The organism is Pusillimonas sp. NJUB218 (genome assembly GCF_003788685.1).
Lineage (GTDB): Bacteria > Pseudomonadota > Gammaproteobacteria > Burkholderiales > Burkholderiaceae_B > Neopusillimonas.
On the sequence record NZ_NQMK01000004.1, the window covers coordinates 196,851 to 212,741 of the forward strand.

At 56.0% G+C, this 15,891-nt stretch carries 14 protein-coding genes; 7 read left to right on the forward strand and 7 right to left on the reverse strand.

What is annotated here, in order from left to right:
• Nucleotides 1–19 precede the first annotated feature (19 nt).
• The gene (locus CHR62_RS07360; protein ID WP_123660485.1) at nt 20–787 is read left to right on the forward strand and encodes an SDR family oxidoreductase; all 768 of its coding nucleotides are present in this window, start codon (nt 20–22) and stop codon (nt 785–787) included.
• 119 nt (nt 788–906) lie between these two features.
• Here the strand turns inward: CHR62_RS07360 and CHR62_RS07365 are convergent, their stop codons facing one another.
• Nucleotides 907–1,629, reverse strand: coding sequence for a hypothetical protein (locus CHR62_RS07365; RefSeq protein ID WP_093969207.1), 723 nt, complete (start codon nt 1,627–1,629; stop codon nt 907–909).
• A 159-nt stretch (nt 1,630–1,788) separates the two neighbouring features.
• On the opposite strand from CHR62_RS07365, the gene CHR62_RS07370 reads away from it, so the two are divergent.
• Both CHR62_RS07370 and CHR62_RS07375 read left to right on the forward strand, forming a co-directional pair.
• Nucleotides 1,789–2,577: an SDR family oxidoreductase gene (locus tag CHR62_RS07370; protein ID WP_093969206.1), complete on the forward strand. Its 789-nt coding sequence runs from the start codon at nt 1,789–1,791 to the stop codon at nt 2,575–2,577.
• 13 nt (nt 2,578–2,590) lie between these two features.
• A complete protein-coding gene (locus CHR62_RS07375; protein WP_123660486.1) occupies nt 2,591–4,111 on the forward strand; it encodes an NAD(P)/FAD-dependent oxidoreductase in 1,521 nt (506 codons plus the stop codon).
• On the opposite strand, the gene CHR62_RS07380 is transcribed toward CHR62_RS07375, so the two are convergent.
• From CHR62_RS07380 to trxB, 5 genes are all read right to left on the reverse strand, one after another.
• The gene (locus tag CHR62_RS07380) at nt 4,077–5,078 is read right to left on the reverse strand and encodes an AraC family transcriptional regulator (protein WP_093969204.1); all 1,002 of its coding nucleotides are present in this window, start codon (nt 5,076–5,078) and stop codon (nt 4,077–4,079) included. The two genes, CHR62_RS07375 and CHR62_RS07380, sit on opposite strands and share 35 nt — an antisense overlap.
• 92 nt (nt 5,079–5,170) lie before the next feature.
• Nucleotides 5,171–5,725 (reverse strand): DUF934 domain-containing protein, encoded by a 555-nt coding sequence (locus CHR62_RS07385; protein ID WP_123660487.1) that lies wholly within the window; start codon nt 5,723–5,725, stop codon nt 5,171–5,173.
• A complete protein-coding gene (locus tag CHR62_RS07390) occupies nt 5,718–7,457 on the reverse strand; it encodes a nitrite/sulfite reductase (RefSeq protein WP_123660488.1) in 1,740 nt (579 codons plus the stop codon). Before CHR62_RS07390 ends, CHR62_RS07385 begins: the two co-directional genes overlap by 8 nt.
• A gap of 479 nt (nt 7,458–7,936) precedes the next feature.
• Nucleotides 7,937–8,749: a Smr/MutS family protein gene (locus CHR62_RS07395; protein WP_123660489.1), complete on the reverse strand. Its 813-nt coding sequence runs from the start codon at nt 8,747–8,749 to the stop codon at nt 7,937–7,939.
• A complete protein-coding gene (gene trxB, locus CHR62_RS07400; RefSeq protein WP_123660490.1) occupies nt 8,739–9,698 on the reverse strand; it encodes a thioredoxin-disulfide reductase in 960 nt (319 codons plus the stop codon). The genes CHR62_RS07395 and trxB overlap by 11 nt, the downstream gene beginning before the upstream one ends.
• 45 nt (nt 9,699–9,743) lie before the next feature.
• On the opposite strand from trxB, the gene CHR62_RS07405 reads away from it, so the two are divergent.
• From CHR62_RS07405 to CHR62_RS07415, 3 genes are read left to right on the forward strand one after another with little or no spacing between them, the layout of a single operon-like run.
• Complete coding sequence (locus CHR62_RS07405; RefSeq protein ID WP_123660491.1) at nt 9,744–12,098, forward strand: DNA translocase FtsK; 2,355 nt, start codon at nt 9,744–9,746, stop codon at nt 12,096–12,098.
• Entirely contained in the window at nt 12,088–12,723 is a 636-nt protein-coding gene (lolA, locus tag CHR62_RS07410; RefSeq protein ID WP_123660492.1) for an outer membrane lipoprotein chaperone LolA, read from the forward strand. The genes CHR62_RS07405 and lolA overlap by 11 nt, the downstream gene beginning before the upstream one ends.
• Nucleotides 12,720–14,045, forward strand: coding sequence for a replication-associated recombination protein A (locus CHR62_RS07415; RefSeq protein ID WP_123660493.1), 1,326 nt, complete (start codon nt 12,720–12,722; stop codon nt 14,043–14,045). Before lolA ends, CHR62_RS07415 begins: the two co-directional genes overlap by 4 nt.
• A gap of 74 nt (nt 14,046–14,119) precedes the next feature.
• Here the strand turns inward: CHR62_RS07415 and CHR62_RS07420 are convergent, their stop codons facing one another.
• The gene (locus tag CHR62_RS07420) at nt 14,120–14,872 is read right to left on the reverse strand and encodes an SDR family oxidoreductase (protein WP_123660494.1); all 753 of its coding nucleotides are present in this window, start codon (nt 14,870–14,872) and stop codon (nt 14,120–14,122) included.
• A gap of 124 nt (nt 14,873–14,996) precedes the next feature.
• On the opposite strand from CHR62_RS07420, the gene CHR62_RS07425 reads away from it, so the two are divergent.
• Nucleotides 14,997–15,890 (forward strand): LysR family transcriptional regulator, encoded by an 894-nt coding sequence (locus tag CHR62_RS07425; protein ID WP_123660495.1) that lies wholly within the window; start codon nt 14,997–14,999, stop codon nt 15,888–15,890.
• Nucleotide 15,891 lies beyond the last annotated feature (1 nt).

The following is a 15,891-nucleotide window of genomic DNA, read 5'->3' on the forward strand; positions in this document are numbered from 1 at the left end:
GTCGCCCAAAGGGGGAGAAGTGAGTCAGCAGCGTGTTCTGATTACAGCCGGCGCGTCCGGCATTGGTCGGGCGATTGCCCAGGCATTTGTGGCCAAGGGCGCACGGGTTTTTGTGTGCGATATCGATGAGCCCGCGTTGCGGGCCATGGCGGACGTTTTACCCGGCGTGCATACGGCCGTATGCGACATTTCCAGTCGTACGGCGATTGAGCAGATGGTGCCCGATGCCGCTGAACGCATGGGGGGGATTGATGTGTTGGTTAATAACGCCGGCATTCCGGGCCCGACAGCTGCCGTCGAAAATTTCGACCCCGATGCCTGGGAGCGCGTCATGCAAATCAATCTTACCGGTACGTTCAACGTGACCCGTGTTGCCATTCCCTATTTAAAACAGTCCGGGGCCGGGGTCATTATCAATATGTCGTCGGTGGCTGGGCGCTTTGGTTATCCGAATCGTTCTGCCTACTCAACCAGCAAATGGGGGCTCATCGGTTTTACCAAAAGCCTGTCTATTGAACTGGGGGGCGATGGTATACGCGTCAATGCGCTGTTGCCGGGCGCTACCGATGGCCCACGCTTTCAGCAAGTGCTTCAGGGTCGTGCCGCCATCAGCGGCAAAACACTGGAGCAGGTCAGTGCTGATGCCATGTCGTCGCAATCGCTCAAGTTCTTGGTCGACCCGAACCATATCGCCGACCTGGCGGTGTTTCTGGCGTCTGACAGCGGTCGTTCGATTTCTGGCCAAGCGCTGTCAATTGATGGTGATATGCAGCACACCAGCACCTGAATCGAAAGCGCGCCGGGTAAAAAAAGTTGGTGTTAGTTGCCAGCGGCGTGCCCGCACCCGGGCTTAGCCTGGGAGGCAAAATACATTTAATGTGGCACGGCGCTTGGCTTGCTTGTCGCTTACCGTACAGGCAAAAAGTTGAAGAACAACAGGCCCTGTACGTAGTTGATGCCCACCCGACGCAGGTTCTCGTCCAGCAGGTTGGCGATCAGGTCAAGGCGGCCCACAAGTTGGCCAAACTCACGCTCGAAACTCAGGTTGCTGGTTTCGGGCGTGATTTCGTTGGCCAGCAGCAAAGGTTGCCCCAGGCTGTTTTTGCGTGTCGATAGCATCCAGGCGGCTATTTCAACATTACGTGCGGCGTTATACACCTTTTGTGCCTCAAGAGCATCGGTGACGTAAAAGCGGGTTTTGCCGTTGTGGGCGCGCACGATGGTGTCGGCGAGCCCGAATACAAAGGCAGCCACGCGATCGCCCGTGTAGCTTGGATCGAGGGATACCGACAGGATCTGGATGTCGGCCAGCCCACGCAGGGGAGCCGGCGCCTGGCCGGATTCGATGGCAGCCTGCCCCCGTTTGATGGCGGTTTCTATGTCGCCGGCGCCTGATTTGCGCCATTCGGCCGGATTGCGTCTGTAAAGCTTTTCAAGCAGTCTGTTCAGGCTGTCGAGGTTGTCGCGCATGGCGACGGTAACGGTGCGGTTGAAATCGGTTTGCGCCATTTGATCGACCGACATGTCTTCGGTGCGCGGCGTGTTCGGGCCGGAAGGGCCAGGCAGTGCACAGCCTGAAAGTGCCAGCGCTGTGACGAATGCAAGGGTACCGGTGAAAAGTCGATTCATTCGAGGGTGCCTTTGTTTTACCGGTTGCACTGTAGCAGAAAAAGAATACCGTTCTTTGCACTTTCGGGATAACGATAGGCCTTGAGCAGGGCTGCTTCGCATAATGCTTCTGTCAAAAACACATAACTAAGCTTTCATTAATTGACAGGAGACAAGATCATGCAGGATATGCAAGATAAAGTGGCCATCGTGACGGGTGGCTCGACACTAATCGGCGCCGCCGTAGCCAAAGCGTTTTGCGACCGTGGTGCAGCCGTTGTCATTGCCGATATCGACGAGGCAGGCGGCCAGCGGGTAGCCGACAGTCTGGGCGAACGCGCCGTATTTGTAAAAACCGATCTGTCCGACGACTCGCAAATTGATGCATGCGTGCATCAGGCTGTCGCGCGCTTCGGTGGCGTTGACTATCTGGTTAACCTGGCGTGCAGCTACGTCGACAACGGCATCGAGGCCAGCCGCGATGACTGGCACCAAAGCTACGATGTGAATGTGGTGGGCGCTGTCATGATGATGCGTGCGTGCCGTCCCTACATGATCAAGCGGGGCGGTGGCGCTATTGTCAATTTCAGCAGCATCAGCGCCAAGGTAGCCCAAACAGGTCGTTGGCTTTACCCCGTAACCAAGGCCGCCATTGCTCAGCTGACACGCAATATGGCCATGGACCTCGCGGCCGATCATATTCGTGTCAATTCGGTCTCGCCAGGCTGGACATGGTCGCGCATCATGAATGAGCTGACCGGCGGCGACCGTGCCAAGACTGATCGGGTGGCCGAACCCTACCATTTGCTGGGGCGTGTCGGCGACCCATCCGAAGTGGCCGAGGGTGTTGTGTTCCTGTGCTCGCCGGGCGCTTCTTTTATTACCGGAACCGACCTCGCTATCGATGGCGGCTACAGCGCCATGGGACCCGAGCAGGCTGTTCCCGCCATTCCCCGTCTGTGTGAGTAACCGGAGTCAAGCCATGAAAATTGCAATCATTGGTGCCGGTTTTGCCGGCCTGTCGTCTGCCAAAGTACTGACCCAGTTTGGTCATGATGTGACCGTATTCGAGAAGGCACCCGATGTCGGGGGCGTCTGGAGTGCGACGCGTCGGTATCCCGGCCTGCGTACCCAGAACAATAAAGACACTTACTTTTTATCCGACTTCCCGATGCCGGCCGAGTACCCCGAGTGGCCCAGCGGTGAGCAAGTGCAGCGATACCTGGCGGCGTTTGCCAAACATTTCGATTTGGATCGCCGCATCCAGCTGAACACCGAGGTCATCGTCGCAGAGCCCGAGGGCGATAAAGGCTGGCGCGTCAAAGTACGCAACACGCAAACTGGGCAAGAACATGAGCATCAGTTTGAACATCTGGTGGTGGCTAACGGTATTTTCTCCGAGCCATTTATTCCGCCCTATTCGGGTGTGGCCGAGTTCGAGGCGGCCGGCGGTCGTCTGTGTGCAACGTCCGAGTTCAATAACCTGGAAGACGCGCGCAACAAGAATGTGCTGGTGGTAGGGTATGGCAAGTCGTCTTGCGATGTGGCGGCCGCCATTGGCGAAGTTGCAGCATCGACCAAAGTCATTGCCCGCGAACTCCTTTGGAAAATGCCGCGTAAGGTCATGAATGTACTGAACTACAAGTACCTGATGTTGACCCGGATGGGTGAAGGTCTGTTTCAGTATATCGAGGTCAAAGGCTTCGAGAAATTCTTGCACGGTGCGGGCAGCGGGGTTCGCGACAGCATGATTTCGTCGTTGCAAAAAATAGCAACGCGTCAGCTTAAGCTCGACAAACTGGGGCTGGTACCCGAGGGCACGTTCGACCGTATCGCCCGCAGTACCGTCAGTTTGTCTACCGACGAACTGTACGAGCAGGTCATTGCGGGCAAAACCGAAATCGCCCGTGAGTGCGAGATTGCTTCGTTGGGGGCCCGCGATGGCAAGCCTGTGGCGACCTTGACTGATGGGCGTACCGTGCCCGCCGACCTCGTCGTATGCGGTACCGGGTTTAAGCAGGTCGTGCCATTTTTACCGCAGTCGGTGCAAGATGAGATTACTGACGAGCGCGGTAACTTTGAGCTGTATCGTCAAATCTTGCCGCTAACCGTAAAGCGTCTGCATTTTTGCGGCTATAACTCGTCGTTCTACAGCCCGTTAAGCGCCGAAGTTGCAGCCTTATGGATTGCCACCCACCTGATGGGCGGGTTGGAGCTGCCTTCGGTAGAAAAGCGCCGCGAGCATGTGCGTCGACGCCTGAAATGGATGGAAGAGCGCACCGAGGGCAAACATGCGCGAGGTACCAATATTATTCCGTTCTCGATGCACAACGTTGACGAAATGCTGGACGAAATTGGTATTAATGTGGGGCCATTTACCCGCTTTAAACAGTGGTTGCTGCCCATTGATGCCCGTGACTACCGCATGGTGACACGCAAGTTGCTGGAACGGCAGAAGCAGGTGCAGGCTAACCCCGCAGCGTTTGCGAAGGCAGTTCATTGAACTGCTTGCGATAAGCTTGCGTAAAGTGACCCAGGTGCCCGAAACCCCAGTCCAGGGCTACCTGGGTGACGCTAATGCTTTGCCCAGCGCGTCGTGCCTGCAACAGGGCGTCGCGCACCTTTTGCAGACGCACCTGCCTGACGTAGCCCATGGGGCTGATGCCCCGGTGTTCTTGAAACCCCTTGTACAAACTACGCGTACTGATATGAGCATGACGCGCCAGGTCTTGCATGGTGATGGGCTCTTTGCAGTGCGCCAGAATGTATTCTTCGGCCCGCCGAATGTAGGGCAGGTCGGGTGTTGGCGCCGGGTTAAGCAGCGCAGCCGAATAGTTATGCGGATGTTGGGTTAACAGGGTGGTGGCCAATAGCTGCTCGAGTTGGCTGGTAACCAAATTACGCTGGTCGGCCCCGGCAATGAACTGGCTGGTGGTTAAAAATGCAATAAGTTGGCGCCAGGCCAGGCCACCGTCGCGACTTAAGTCCATGCCCAGTTTGAATTCGATGGGGCTGGGCAGGGCGTGGCCCAGCGCTGCTGCACACGCGGTTTCAAGGGCGTGTCGTTCTATTTTTACAATAAGCTGATCACAGACCCCTTGCCATTGCATGTGCACTGGCAAAGACGGCGTCAGAACTGACGCCATGTCGGGCGTGGAAATGATGTGGTCGGTGCCGCAGTGAATAACGGCTCTTCCGGCCATGGGCATTTGCACCAACAGGAAGTCATCGAGCGACTCGGGTTCGATGGTGACGTCTGCCCCATAGCGCAGCCGATTGATGGATGCCTTGCCCAACGACAGGTGATCCATTTCGGCATCGAGCTTTTGGCGCCGCCCACGTACGCCCAGTTCGTGGGGCTTGAAAATTCTCCCCACAGTGTCTCGGGTTTCGTCCAGGTCGTTCGAGTGAAAAAGCCGGTGTGCGGCCAAATGGCCGACAAGCTCGGGTTCTTTCGGGAAAAGCGCCATGGCAGCCTCGGTAGAACAGGGCGCGCCGATACGACTGGTGCGTGGGGTTGGTCAAGGGGTTAATCCTTGAATTCTAAAATAATTTCACGCGTTCAGATACCTAGGGGATACACCGTCTGGTAAGCAGCGGTGAAGGTGTGCAAGGCCTGTTGGGCGGCGGGCGTATCGTGGCCTGGCTTGAGCAGATAGCTGTCAAAACCGCAGCGGCGCAGGTAAAACACCGTGTCAATCATGACGTCGCCCGATGCGCGCAGTTCACCGGTCCAGTGGTGCCGGGTCCGTAGCAGTTGGGCCAGGGTAAAGCCTCGGCCGTCGGTGTACACCGGAAACTCGATGGTGATCCAGGCGGGGGCTATGGTTGTGTCGAGCCCCCCTAGCGCCGCCGGGTCGGTATCGCTGGTCAGCACCAGACCGGGAATATGCGTGCGGTTCGCCCAATCTGCCTGGTGAGTCAGCCAGTCGTTCAGTCCGACCTGCCAGTGAGGTGCGTCAGGAGGCAGGGCGGGCGCGGCGTCAGGCGCTGTTGACGAGGTATGCTCTGGCGGCACGGTCGAGCCATGACCTGTTTCCCAGGTGATGGGTTTCGGGATGCGCCGTGTATCGCCGCTCGCCGTCAGAAGTGTCTGGGGGTCTTGGGTATCAGGCATGTGCGTCTTCTTCGTTACGTGTGTGCTGGATTTTGCCGGTCACAATATTGGGGTCGCTGTACACCGCGGTTTTGAAAGGTTCGGGCCCAACCCGGTCGATGACGTCGATGAAGCGCTCGGTGTCGTCGTCGCGCAGGCCAAGATAGGTTTGTATCAGCCGCTCGATGACGTCCGGAATCTGTTCGCGGCTGAACGACGGCCCTATGATGCGGCCGATTTCAGCGCCTGTATCGCCGACTTGTTCAGTGCGTGCGGCACTTTGGCGGCCGCCCAGCGTGACCTGGTACCACTCCTGGCCCGCCTTGTCGACGCCCAGAATGCCAATATGTCCAACGTGGTGATGCCCGCAGGCGTTTATGCAGCCCGAAATATTCAGGTCCAGTTCGCCGATGTCGTGCAGGTAATCCAGGTCGTCGAATCGAGCCTGGATGGCGGCGGCTACCGGAATGGATACGGCATTGGCCAGCGCGCAGAAGTCTCCGCCTGGGCATGAAATGATGTTGGTGAGCAGGCCGATGTTGGGCGTGGCCAGGCCCAGTGCGTTCAGCGCATGCCAAAGTGCGGGCAGGTCTTGACGGGGTACGTCGGGCAGTAACAGGTTTTGTTCGTGAGTCACCCGTAATTGGCCCTGACTGTATTGTTCGGCCAGTGTGGCTATGCTGTCCATTTGGTCGGCCGTGATGTCTCCAGGGGGCGAACCCGTGGGTTTAAGCGATACGGATACAGCGGCATACCCGGCAACCTTGTGGGCGTGGGTATTGGTGCGCAGCCAGCGTGTAAAGGCCGGGTTGTTGGCCTTCAGTTCGGTAACCTGGCTGTCATGGCCGGCTTCGAAGGCTTGGTAGACCGGCCAATTGAAGCGTGAGGCAATTTGGTCAACGTGGGCTTGAGTCAGCGTGTCCGGGCCGTTTTTCAGGGCTTGCCAGTGCTCGTCTACCGCCTTTGCAAAGCCTTCGGGGGTCATGTCCCGAACCAGAATCTTGATGCGTGCCTTGTATTTGTTGTCACGGCGCCCATGCAGGTTATACACCCGCAAAATGGCACTTAAGTATGTCAGTAGATGGGGCCAGGGAACAAACGGGCTGATTTGTTTGCCCACGATGGGTGTGCGCCCCAGCCCGCCACCCGCCCAAACCTGGAACCCGGTTTCGCCGTTCTGGGTAACCGCCTGCAGCCCGATATCGTTGACGGCAATGGCTGCGCGGTCGGTAGTGGCGCCGCTGACGGCGATTTTGAATTTACGTGGCAAAAATGCAAATTCGGGGTGAAATGTCGACCATTGCCGGATGATTTCGCACCACACCAGCGGGTTGACGATTTCGTCGGGCGCAACGCCGGCGAGGTGGTCGCTGGTGGTATTGCGGATGCAGTTGCCGCTGGTTTGTATCGCATGCAGCTGCACGGTTGCCAGCTCGCCCAATATGGTCGGGACATCTTCAAGGCGGGGCCAGTTGAACTGCATGTTCTGGCGGGTGCTGAAGTGACCGTATCCGCGGTCGTAGCGCCGTGCAATGTCAGCCAATTTGCGCAGTTGGTCGGCGCGCAACAGGCCGTATGGGATGGCGACACGTAGCATCGGCGCGTGGCGTTGTATGTAAAGACCGTTTTGCAGACGCAGGGTGCGGAACTCGTCTTCGGTGAGCTCACCGGCGAGGAAACGTTGCGTTTGGCCTTCAAATTGGGCCACGCGTTCATTTACCAGTTGCTGGTCTGTTTCGTTGTAGGTGTACATCGGATCATCCTTCCAGGGTATGCGCAGAATTCTATAGAGTTGTGTGTTTCTCGTTGCTATATGCAAGGTGCTGCAAGTCATAAGGGACAGGGTCAATACCCTGTTGCCCACTTTTGGTATGATGATCGCGACCCGGCCTGGGGCAGCGCGCGCAACCTTGGTGAATGCATTTCGCCCCGTTGTGTTTCTGCAGCGCACAATATAGGTGCAATCCCTAAGTGTTTATTGCTAACAATTGGTGCACAATTCAATACATGCAGGTGAGGAGACAAAGCCCTGCATGGGCAAACCGATACAATCGGAAATAACTATACTTGCCACTCATGGCAAGAAGCGGTACCCATAAAAATCAAAAAATGCAAAAAGGCCAGCGTTTAGCGCTGGCCTTTTTGCGTTTTCTTTCTGGTGCGGCTTACATAGGGGTGTCGTGGACGACGAGGGGCGGTCTATGTCGGTGCGTCGGGTATTTGGCTTGGCCTTTAATTTGCCGACGCTGCTTTTAGCAAAACCTGCACCGCACCGCTGCCGCCGTTGTTTTCGGGGCACTCGGTGTAGGCCTGTACGGCGTCAAACTGGGTAAGCCAGCGCCGAACCACCTCTTTAAGTACTGGGGCGCCATCGCGCGACCCATACCCTTTGCCGTGTACAACCTGCACGCAACGCACATTGTGTGTAATGCACGATTGAATGAACTGGTCGAGCCGGTCGCGAGCTTGTTCCAGCGTGGCGCCGTGCAGGTCGATGCTGGCCACAATGGCCCATTTCCCGCGTTTCAGGTTTTTAAGAACATCGGGCCCGACGCCATGGCGCAGATAGTCGCTGTCGCCGCGTTCGGCATGTGGCAATGCCGGGGCGAAAACATCGGATACTTTTGGGGTAGGGCGCTCAAAGTCTTGCCCTTGGGCGGCAGCACGACGGTCTTTAAGTATGGTTTTGGCCGCTTTGGGCACAGGCGGCAAAATGGCCCGCCCGGTGTCTTTGATGGGCTGGACAAAGCGCATAGTTTGCCGGAACAACGCAACATCTTGCTCTGGAACGGCTTCGGTGCCGGCCGGCCAGGGCGCTGCGTTGCGCGCTCCTTGCCTGGACAGGTGCGCAGCGGGGCTTGCGCTAGCAGGCGAGACTGATTGATTGGAGGTTGTAGCAGACGACAACCCGCCAGAACCCAGGGGCTTGCCCCGGGTTCCTTTTTTCAGATTCTTGTTAGGCCTTGCCGCAGGTTTGGGTGCGGTGGCGGCTTCGGCCTGCTGGCGTAGCTTTTTAAGATCGGCCAGCCCGGGTTTATTGGCCACCGTTCTCGAGCCAGCGTTGGGCGTCGAGCGCGGCCATGCAGCCGGTGCCTGCGCTGGTAATGGCTTGGCGATAAACGTGGTCTTGCACGTCGCCCGCTGCAAAAACGCCGGGTACAGACGTCTGGGTAGCCATACCGCTTAAGCCGCTCTGGGTCACGATGTAGCCGTTTTCCATTTTAAGTTGGCCTTCGAAGATGCCGGTATTGGGCTTGTGGCCAATCGCAATAAAGGCGCCCGTGACGGCCAGGTCTTCGGTTTGGCCGGTTTGATTGTTCAGAATCCGTACCCCGGTGACCCCGGAATCATCGCCCAGCACTTCTTGCAGTTCGTAGAACAGTTTCAGTCGCATATTGCCGTTATTGACCTTGTCCATCATTTTGTCGATAAGGATGGGCTCGGCGCGGAACTTGTCGCGGCGGTGAATGACGGTAACCGTGTTGCAAATATTCGACAGGTAAAGGGCTTCTTCGACAGCGGTGTTGCCACCGCCAACTACGACAACGTTTTGTTTTTTATAGAAAAAGCCGTCGCAAGTGGCGCAGCCCGAGACGCCTCGGCCCATAAACGCTTGTTCTGAGGGTAAGCCCAGGTATTGGGCTGATGCGCCAGTGGCAATGATCAGGGCGTCGCAGGTGTAGACCTCGCCCGAGTCGCCATTGAGTGTAAAGGGGCGTTTCGATAGATCGACACTGGAAATGTGGTCGTAAACGAATTCGGTATCGAATCGTGCGGCATGCTCTTGAAAGCGCTGCATCAGGTCTGGGCCTTGCACGCCTTGGGCATCGGCTGGCCAGTTGTCGACGTCAGTAGTGGTCATCAGCTGCCCGCCTTGCTCCAGGCCGGTAATCAGGACAGGGTTCAGGTTGGCGCGCGCGGCGTAAACCGCAGCCGTGTAGCCGGCCGGGCCGGAACCAAGAATCATTACTTTGGCGTGTTTTGCAGTCGTCATCGCATCAATATCCGAAATTAGTGTGTAGCCAATTATAATGAGTCCATGGCTCGAATACCTGCAGCATCTCCCCGTTCGTCGCGCAACGCGCGCAATGGTCCCTCGGCATTGCAAACCCGTATTTCGGGCTTGCTGCGCGAGGCTCGTTGGATCGCGTTCGCCGCGCTGGCCGCCTGGCTTGGGTTGGTGCTGGCCACCTGGTCGCCTTCCGATCCCGCCTGGTCGCATTCCATGCAGTCAACGGTCACGCTTAACAAAGGCGGTACGGTAGGGGCCTATGTGGCCGACTTGCTGCTTTTTCTGTTCGGCTATTCGGCCTGGTTATGGGTGGTGTTGCTGGTGCAGCGCGTCGGGGTTGGTTTTTACCGGCTTACCGGCCAACTGCCTCCTGAAGAAAAGCTCGATGTCCTCCCTCGTTTGCGCTGGGAAGCTGGCGTTGGTTATGCGCTGATGTTTGTGGGGGTTATGGGCACCGAAGCCATGCAGTTGGTCGAAACGGGTTCGCATTTGCCCGCTGGGGCGGGTGGCGAACTGGGTAAATTATTGGCTAAGGCCTTGGGTTACACCTTGGGCACCACGGGGTGCACCTTGTTGTTGCTGGTGTTCATTGCCGTAGGATCCAGTCTGTTTTTCCGGTTTTCGTGGTTGCAGGTAGCCGAACGCATCGGGCTCTGCATCGAGCGGTTTGCGTTGTACCTGTGGCAACTTAAGTTAGCGCGCGAAGATCGCAAAGTGGGTCAAGTCAAAAAGGCCGAGCGTAAAGAGGTCGTCGAAGCCAAACAAGAACAGCTGGTTCACGAGCAGCCGGTACGCATTGAACCGGCGATCGTCAGCGTGCCCAAATCTATTCGCGCCGAAAAAGAAAAACAAAAAACCTTGTTCGCGGCGCCAGTGACTACAGATACCTCGGGCTTGCTGCCGGAAATCGGGCTGCTCGACGCGGTGACCGAACTACCCGAATCGGTGTCGCCCGAAACCATCGAATTCACCTCCAGGCTCATCGAAAAGAAATTGTCTGATTTCGGCGTGAATGTCACTGTCGTGGCGGCGCAGGCCGGTCCGGTAATTACACGCTACGAAATCGAGCCGGCCACAGGGGTTAAGGGCAGTCAAATTGTCAATCTAGCCAAAGACCTGGCCCGGGCGCTTAGTCTGGTCAGCATACGCGTGGTTGAAACCATCCCGGGTAAAAACTTGATGGGGCTTGAGCTGCCCAACCCGCGTCGCCAAATGGTCAAGCTCTCCGAAATCATCGGGTCGCAAACCTACCATGCGGCACCGTCGGTGCTGACCATCGCGCTGGGTAAAGACATTGCTGGTAATCCGGTTGTGGCCGATCTGGCCAAAATGCCCCACCTGCTGGTGGCGGGTACCACGGGCTCGGGTAAGTCGGTGGGCATTAACGCCATGATCTTGTCGTTGCTGTACAAGGCCGATGCTTCCCAAACCCGTCTGATTCTTATCGACCCCAAAATGCTCGAAATGAGCATTTACGAAGGTATTCCGCATTTGCTGGCGCCGGTGGTCACCGATATGCGGCATGCCGCCAACGCGCTTAATTGGTGCGTGGGCGAAATGGAAAAGCGCTATCGCCTGATGAGTAAGCTTGGCGTACGGAACTTGGCCGGCTACAACGCCAAAATCCGCGATGCTGCAAAACGCGACGAAACTATCCCCAATCCGTTCTCGTTAACACCCGACGAACCCGAGCCGCTATCGACCTTGCCCATGATTGTGGTTGTCATCGACGAGCTGGCCGACCTGATGATGGTGGTGGGTAAAAAAATTGAAGAACTCATCGCCCGCCTGGCGCAAAAAGCGCGTGCCGCAGGTATTCATTTGGTGTTGGCCACGCAGCGGCCCAGCGTCGACGTCATTACCGGCTTGATCAAGGCCAATATCCCAACGCGTATCGCGTTCCAGGTATCGTCCAAAATCGATTCGCGCACCATTCTTGATCAGATGGGCGCCGAAACGTTGTTGGGGCAGGGCGACATGCTGTATATGCCGCCGGGCACTGGGCTGCCAGTGCGCGTGCACGGTGCCTTTGTCAGCGACGACGAAGTGCACCGGGTGGTCGACAAACTCAAAGAGCAGGGTGAACCAAATTACGTCGACGGGGTCTTAGAAGGAGCCCCTGAAGGCGAGACCGGCGACGGGCTTGGATCGGTTACAGGCTTTGCCGATGCCGAGTCCGACCCGCTTTACGATCAAGCCGTTCAGGTCATTCTCAAAAATAAACGGGCGTCAATTTCGTCGGTACAACGGCACCTGCGCATTGGCTATAACCGGGCGGCGCGCTTGCTCGAGCAAATGGAGCAAGCTGGCTTGGTGTCGGCGATGCAATCCAACGGTAACCGCGAAATTCTTGTTCCGGGGGATTCTGCCAATGCAGATTAATCAAAAAATTGCGGCTTTTTTTGCAGCTGCTTTGCTGGCCACTGCGCCGCTCGCCAGTTGGGCGGCGTCGGCCGAAGCGCAATTGCGCCACTTTATTGGAAACGTACAGTCGGCCACCGGTCAGTTCCAGCAACAAACCATCACGCCGCAGGGGCAGGGTAAGCCATCGCAAACCGGCGACTTTTCCTTTCAGCGCCCGGGCAAGTTTCGTTGGGACGTCAAAAAGCCCTACGAGCAACTCATTGTGTCGGACGGGCGCCATGTATTGCAGTACGACCCCGACCTGGCGCAAGTGACCCAGCGCAGCGTCGATCAATCCATTGGCGCGTCGCCCGCTGCCATTTTGTTTGGCTCCGGTTCGCTCGACGAATCCTTCACGCTCGAAGCCTTGCCCGAGCGCGATGGCCTGGCCTGGCTAAGGGCAACGCCCAAAGGTGCCGATGCCGGTTTCAAATATGTCGATATAGCGTTTGCCGACAACCTGCCTGCGCGCCTCGAGTTGCTCGATGCCTTTGGCCAAACGACCGTTATCGACCTGGGCAAGGTATCGGTTAACCCCAGTTTGCCGGCCGGTAGTTTTCAGTTCAAGGCACCCGCCGGCGTCGACGTCGTCAAGCTTCAATGACGCCTCCCGACCTTTTTTCCGGCTCGGCCGGTGCGGCTTATGTGCCGTTGGCCGAAGCTCTGCGTCCTAAGACCTTAGACGAAGTCATTGGGCAGTCTCATTTGCTGGGTGAAGGTAAGCCATTGAGGCTCGCGTTCCGGTCGGGCAAGCCTCACTCCATGATTTTTTGGGGGCCTCCGGGCGTCGGCAAAACCACTTTGGCGAGGTTGACAGCTACAGCCTTCAAATGCGAGTTCATCGCCTTGTCTGCAGTCTTGTCTGGCGTTAAGGACATCAGAGAGGCAATGGAACAAGCGAGGCAATTTCTTGCGCAAGGCAAGAGCACCATCTTGTTTGTGGATGAGATTCACAGATTTAATAAGTCTCAACAAGACGCTCTGTTGCCTCATGTGGAGTCAGGGCTGTTCACCTTTATAGGGGCAACCACAGAGAACCCTTCATTTGAAGTGAACTCCGCTCTTCTGTCTCGTGCCCAAGTCTATGTGCTTAAGTCACTGACAGAAGAGGAATTGAAGCTTCTCCTGAAGCGAGCACAAGAAATAGCCCTTGGTGATTTGGCGTTTGAAGGCAAAGCTGTAGATACCATTGTTGGCTATGCAGACGGCGATGCAAGAAGGTTCTTGAACCTGCTTGAACAATGCAAGACGTCTGCTAGTACTGCAGGTGTTCAGAATATTGATGTTGAATTTATCCAGAATGCCTTGTCTCTCAATGCAAGGCGTTTTGATAAAGGCGGGGACAGTTTTTATGACCAGATTTCGGCATTGCACAAGTCTGTGCGTGGCTCACATCCAGATGCTGCCCTTTACTGGCTAACACGCATGTTGGACGGTGGTGCTGATGCAAGGTATCTGTCCAGAAGAATCGTTCGTATGGCATGGGAAGACATTGGGCTTGCTGATCCAAGAGCAATGCAGATAGCCAATGATGCGGCCTTGACTTATGAGCGGTTGGGCAGTCCAGAAGGCGAGTTAGCCCTTGCTCAGGCAGTCATCTATCTGGCAGTAGCCGCCAAGAGCAATGCTGGGTACATGGCGTATAACCAAGCAAGATCCTTCGTAAAGCACGACAAGAGCCGTGAAGTTCCTGTTCATCTTCGCAATGCGCCAACAAAGCTCATGAAGGAGTTGGGTTACGGACATGAGTACCGTTATGCTCATGATGAACCTAATGCCTATGCTGCGGGTGAGGCCTATCTTCCAGACGGAATGCAGGAACCGGGCTGGTATCAACCTGCTCCAAGAGGGTTGGAAATCAAGATTGGCGAAAAGCTGGCCCTGCTGAAAAAATGGGATGAAGACGCACGTAAGAAGCGACAGTAGAAAGATCGCTAATGGCAGGCTGCCTCTAACCGGAAATTGCAGACTTGCTTTTCTTGATGCGCAATGTTGGTCCCTTAAACAATACCGCCATTGGCGCGAATGACTTGGCCATTGACCCAAGATGCATCGTGCCCTGCAAGTACGGCGATCATCGCGGCAATATCTTCAGGTTGGCCCAACCTTTCCAACGGCGCCATTTTGGACAAATGTGCGATTTGTTCGGGCGTTTTTCCACTAAGGAACAACGCCGTTGCGGTGGGGCCAGGAGCCACTGCGTTGACCGTGATGTTCTTGCCACGAAGTTCTTTGGCAAGGATGTTGGTCATAGTTTCAATCGCCGCTTTGGTCGCGGCATAGATTGCATATCCGGGCAGGCCAAGACCAATCACGCTGCTGGAGAAATTGATGATTCGACCGCCGTTGCTCATACGGCGCGCCGCTTCACGCATAGTGTTGAAGCTACCTTTCACATTAGTGGCAAACAGGCGGTCAAAAGTCTCGTCGTCTGTGTCGGCCACATTTGGAAGTGACGGGGGCATGATGCCGGCATTATTCACTAACACAGCTACCGAGCCAAGCTGATGCTCTGTTTCATCGAATAAGCGCCGTGCCGCGAGGGGATCGGACACATCAGCTTGGATGGCTACAGCACGACCCCCTGCAGAAGTGATGACATCAACTATTCTTTGGGCTTCTGCTTGGCTGTTCGCATAGTTTACAGCTACAGCATACCCGTCACTTGCTAGACGGAGGGAAATCGCGGCCCCGATGCCGCGAGAGGCTCCAGTGACAAGGGCTACAGCGTTTGAAGATACCGTGTTGGTCATAAAAGGCTCCAGAGAGATACAGGCAGAAAAAATCATCTGTTGCCACTATATTGTTTTTTATAAATAGAATAAATTCTTATATATGAAAAAATAATCCATAAAATCTAAACAGTAGGAAGATCGTATGGATCGCCTTGACGCAATGCACCTGTTCTCACGGATCGTGGACCTAGGTAGCTTCTCAAAAGCGGCTGAGGAGCTGCGGTTACCAAGAGCCTCCGTGAGCTTGGCCATACAGCAACTGGAAGGCCGTTTGGGTGTTCGCCTACTCCAGCGCACTACACGGCATGTGAGTCCAACGGAGGATGGGCTGGCTTACTATCTTCGCTGCCAACAGATACTGGCGGATGTTGATGATGCTGAGACACAGTTCAGGAGCAATGCTGCGACGCCTCGAGGCAAGATAAGGGTTGATTTACAGGGCACGCAGGCGTTGCGCTTTGTGTTGCCTCGCCTCGGAGAGTTCCACGAAAGGTATCCGGACATTGAGTTGGATATTGGGCTTGGCGACCGGTATGTAGATCTGCTTCGCGAGGGACTGGATTGTGCGCTGAGATCCGGGGAGCCCAAGGATTCATCTATGGTGTGCCGTCGTGTGGCTCTACTTGAACAGGTTACATGCGCTGGCAAAGACTATCTGGCCCACAACGGCATGCCGCAAACTTTAGACGAATTCAAAACCCATGATGCTGTGAATTACATTGGAGCCAATGGTCGCAAATTGCCGTTTGAGTTTCTGATTGACGATGTGAAACGGAGTATGCAACTTGATGGGCCGGTCACAGTGAGTAGTGCTTATGCCTATGTGGCCTGTTGTCGTGCGGGTTTGGGGTTTATCCAGGTACCTCGATATCATGTTGAAACTTTTTTAAAGAGCGGGGAGCTGGTTGAGATTTTCCCTGAATGGGCTCCCGCACCAATGCCTGTTTCTGTCATGTATCCCCATGCACGATACTTGTCGTCACGGGTACGTGTTTTTATTGAGTGGGTGGCTGAATGCATGTCAATCGCCAAATAAC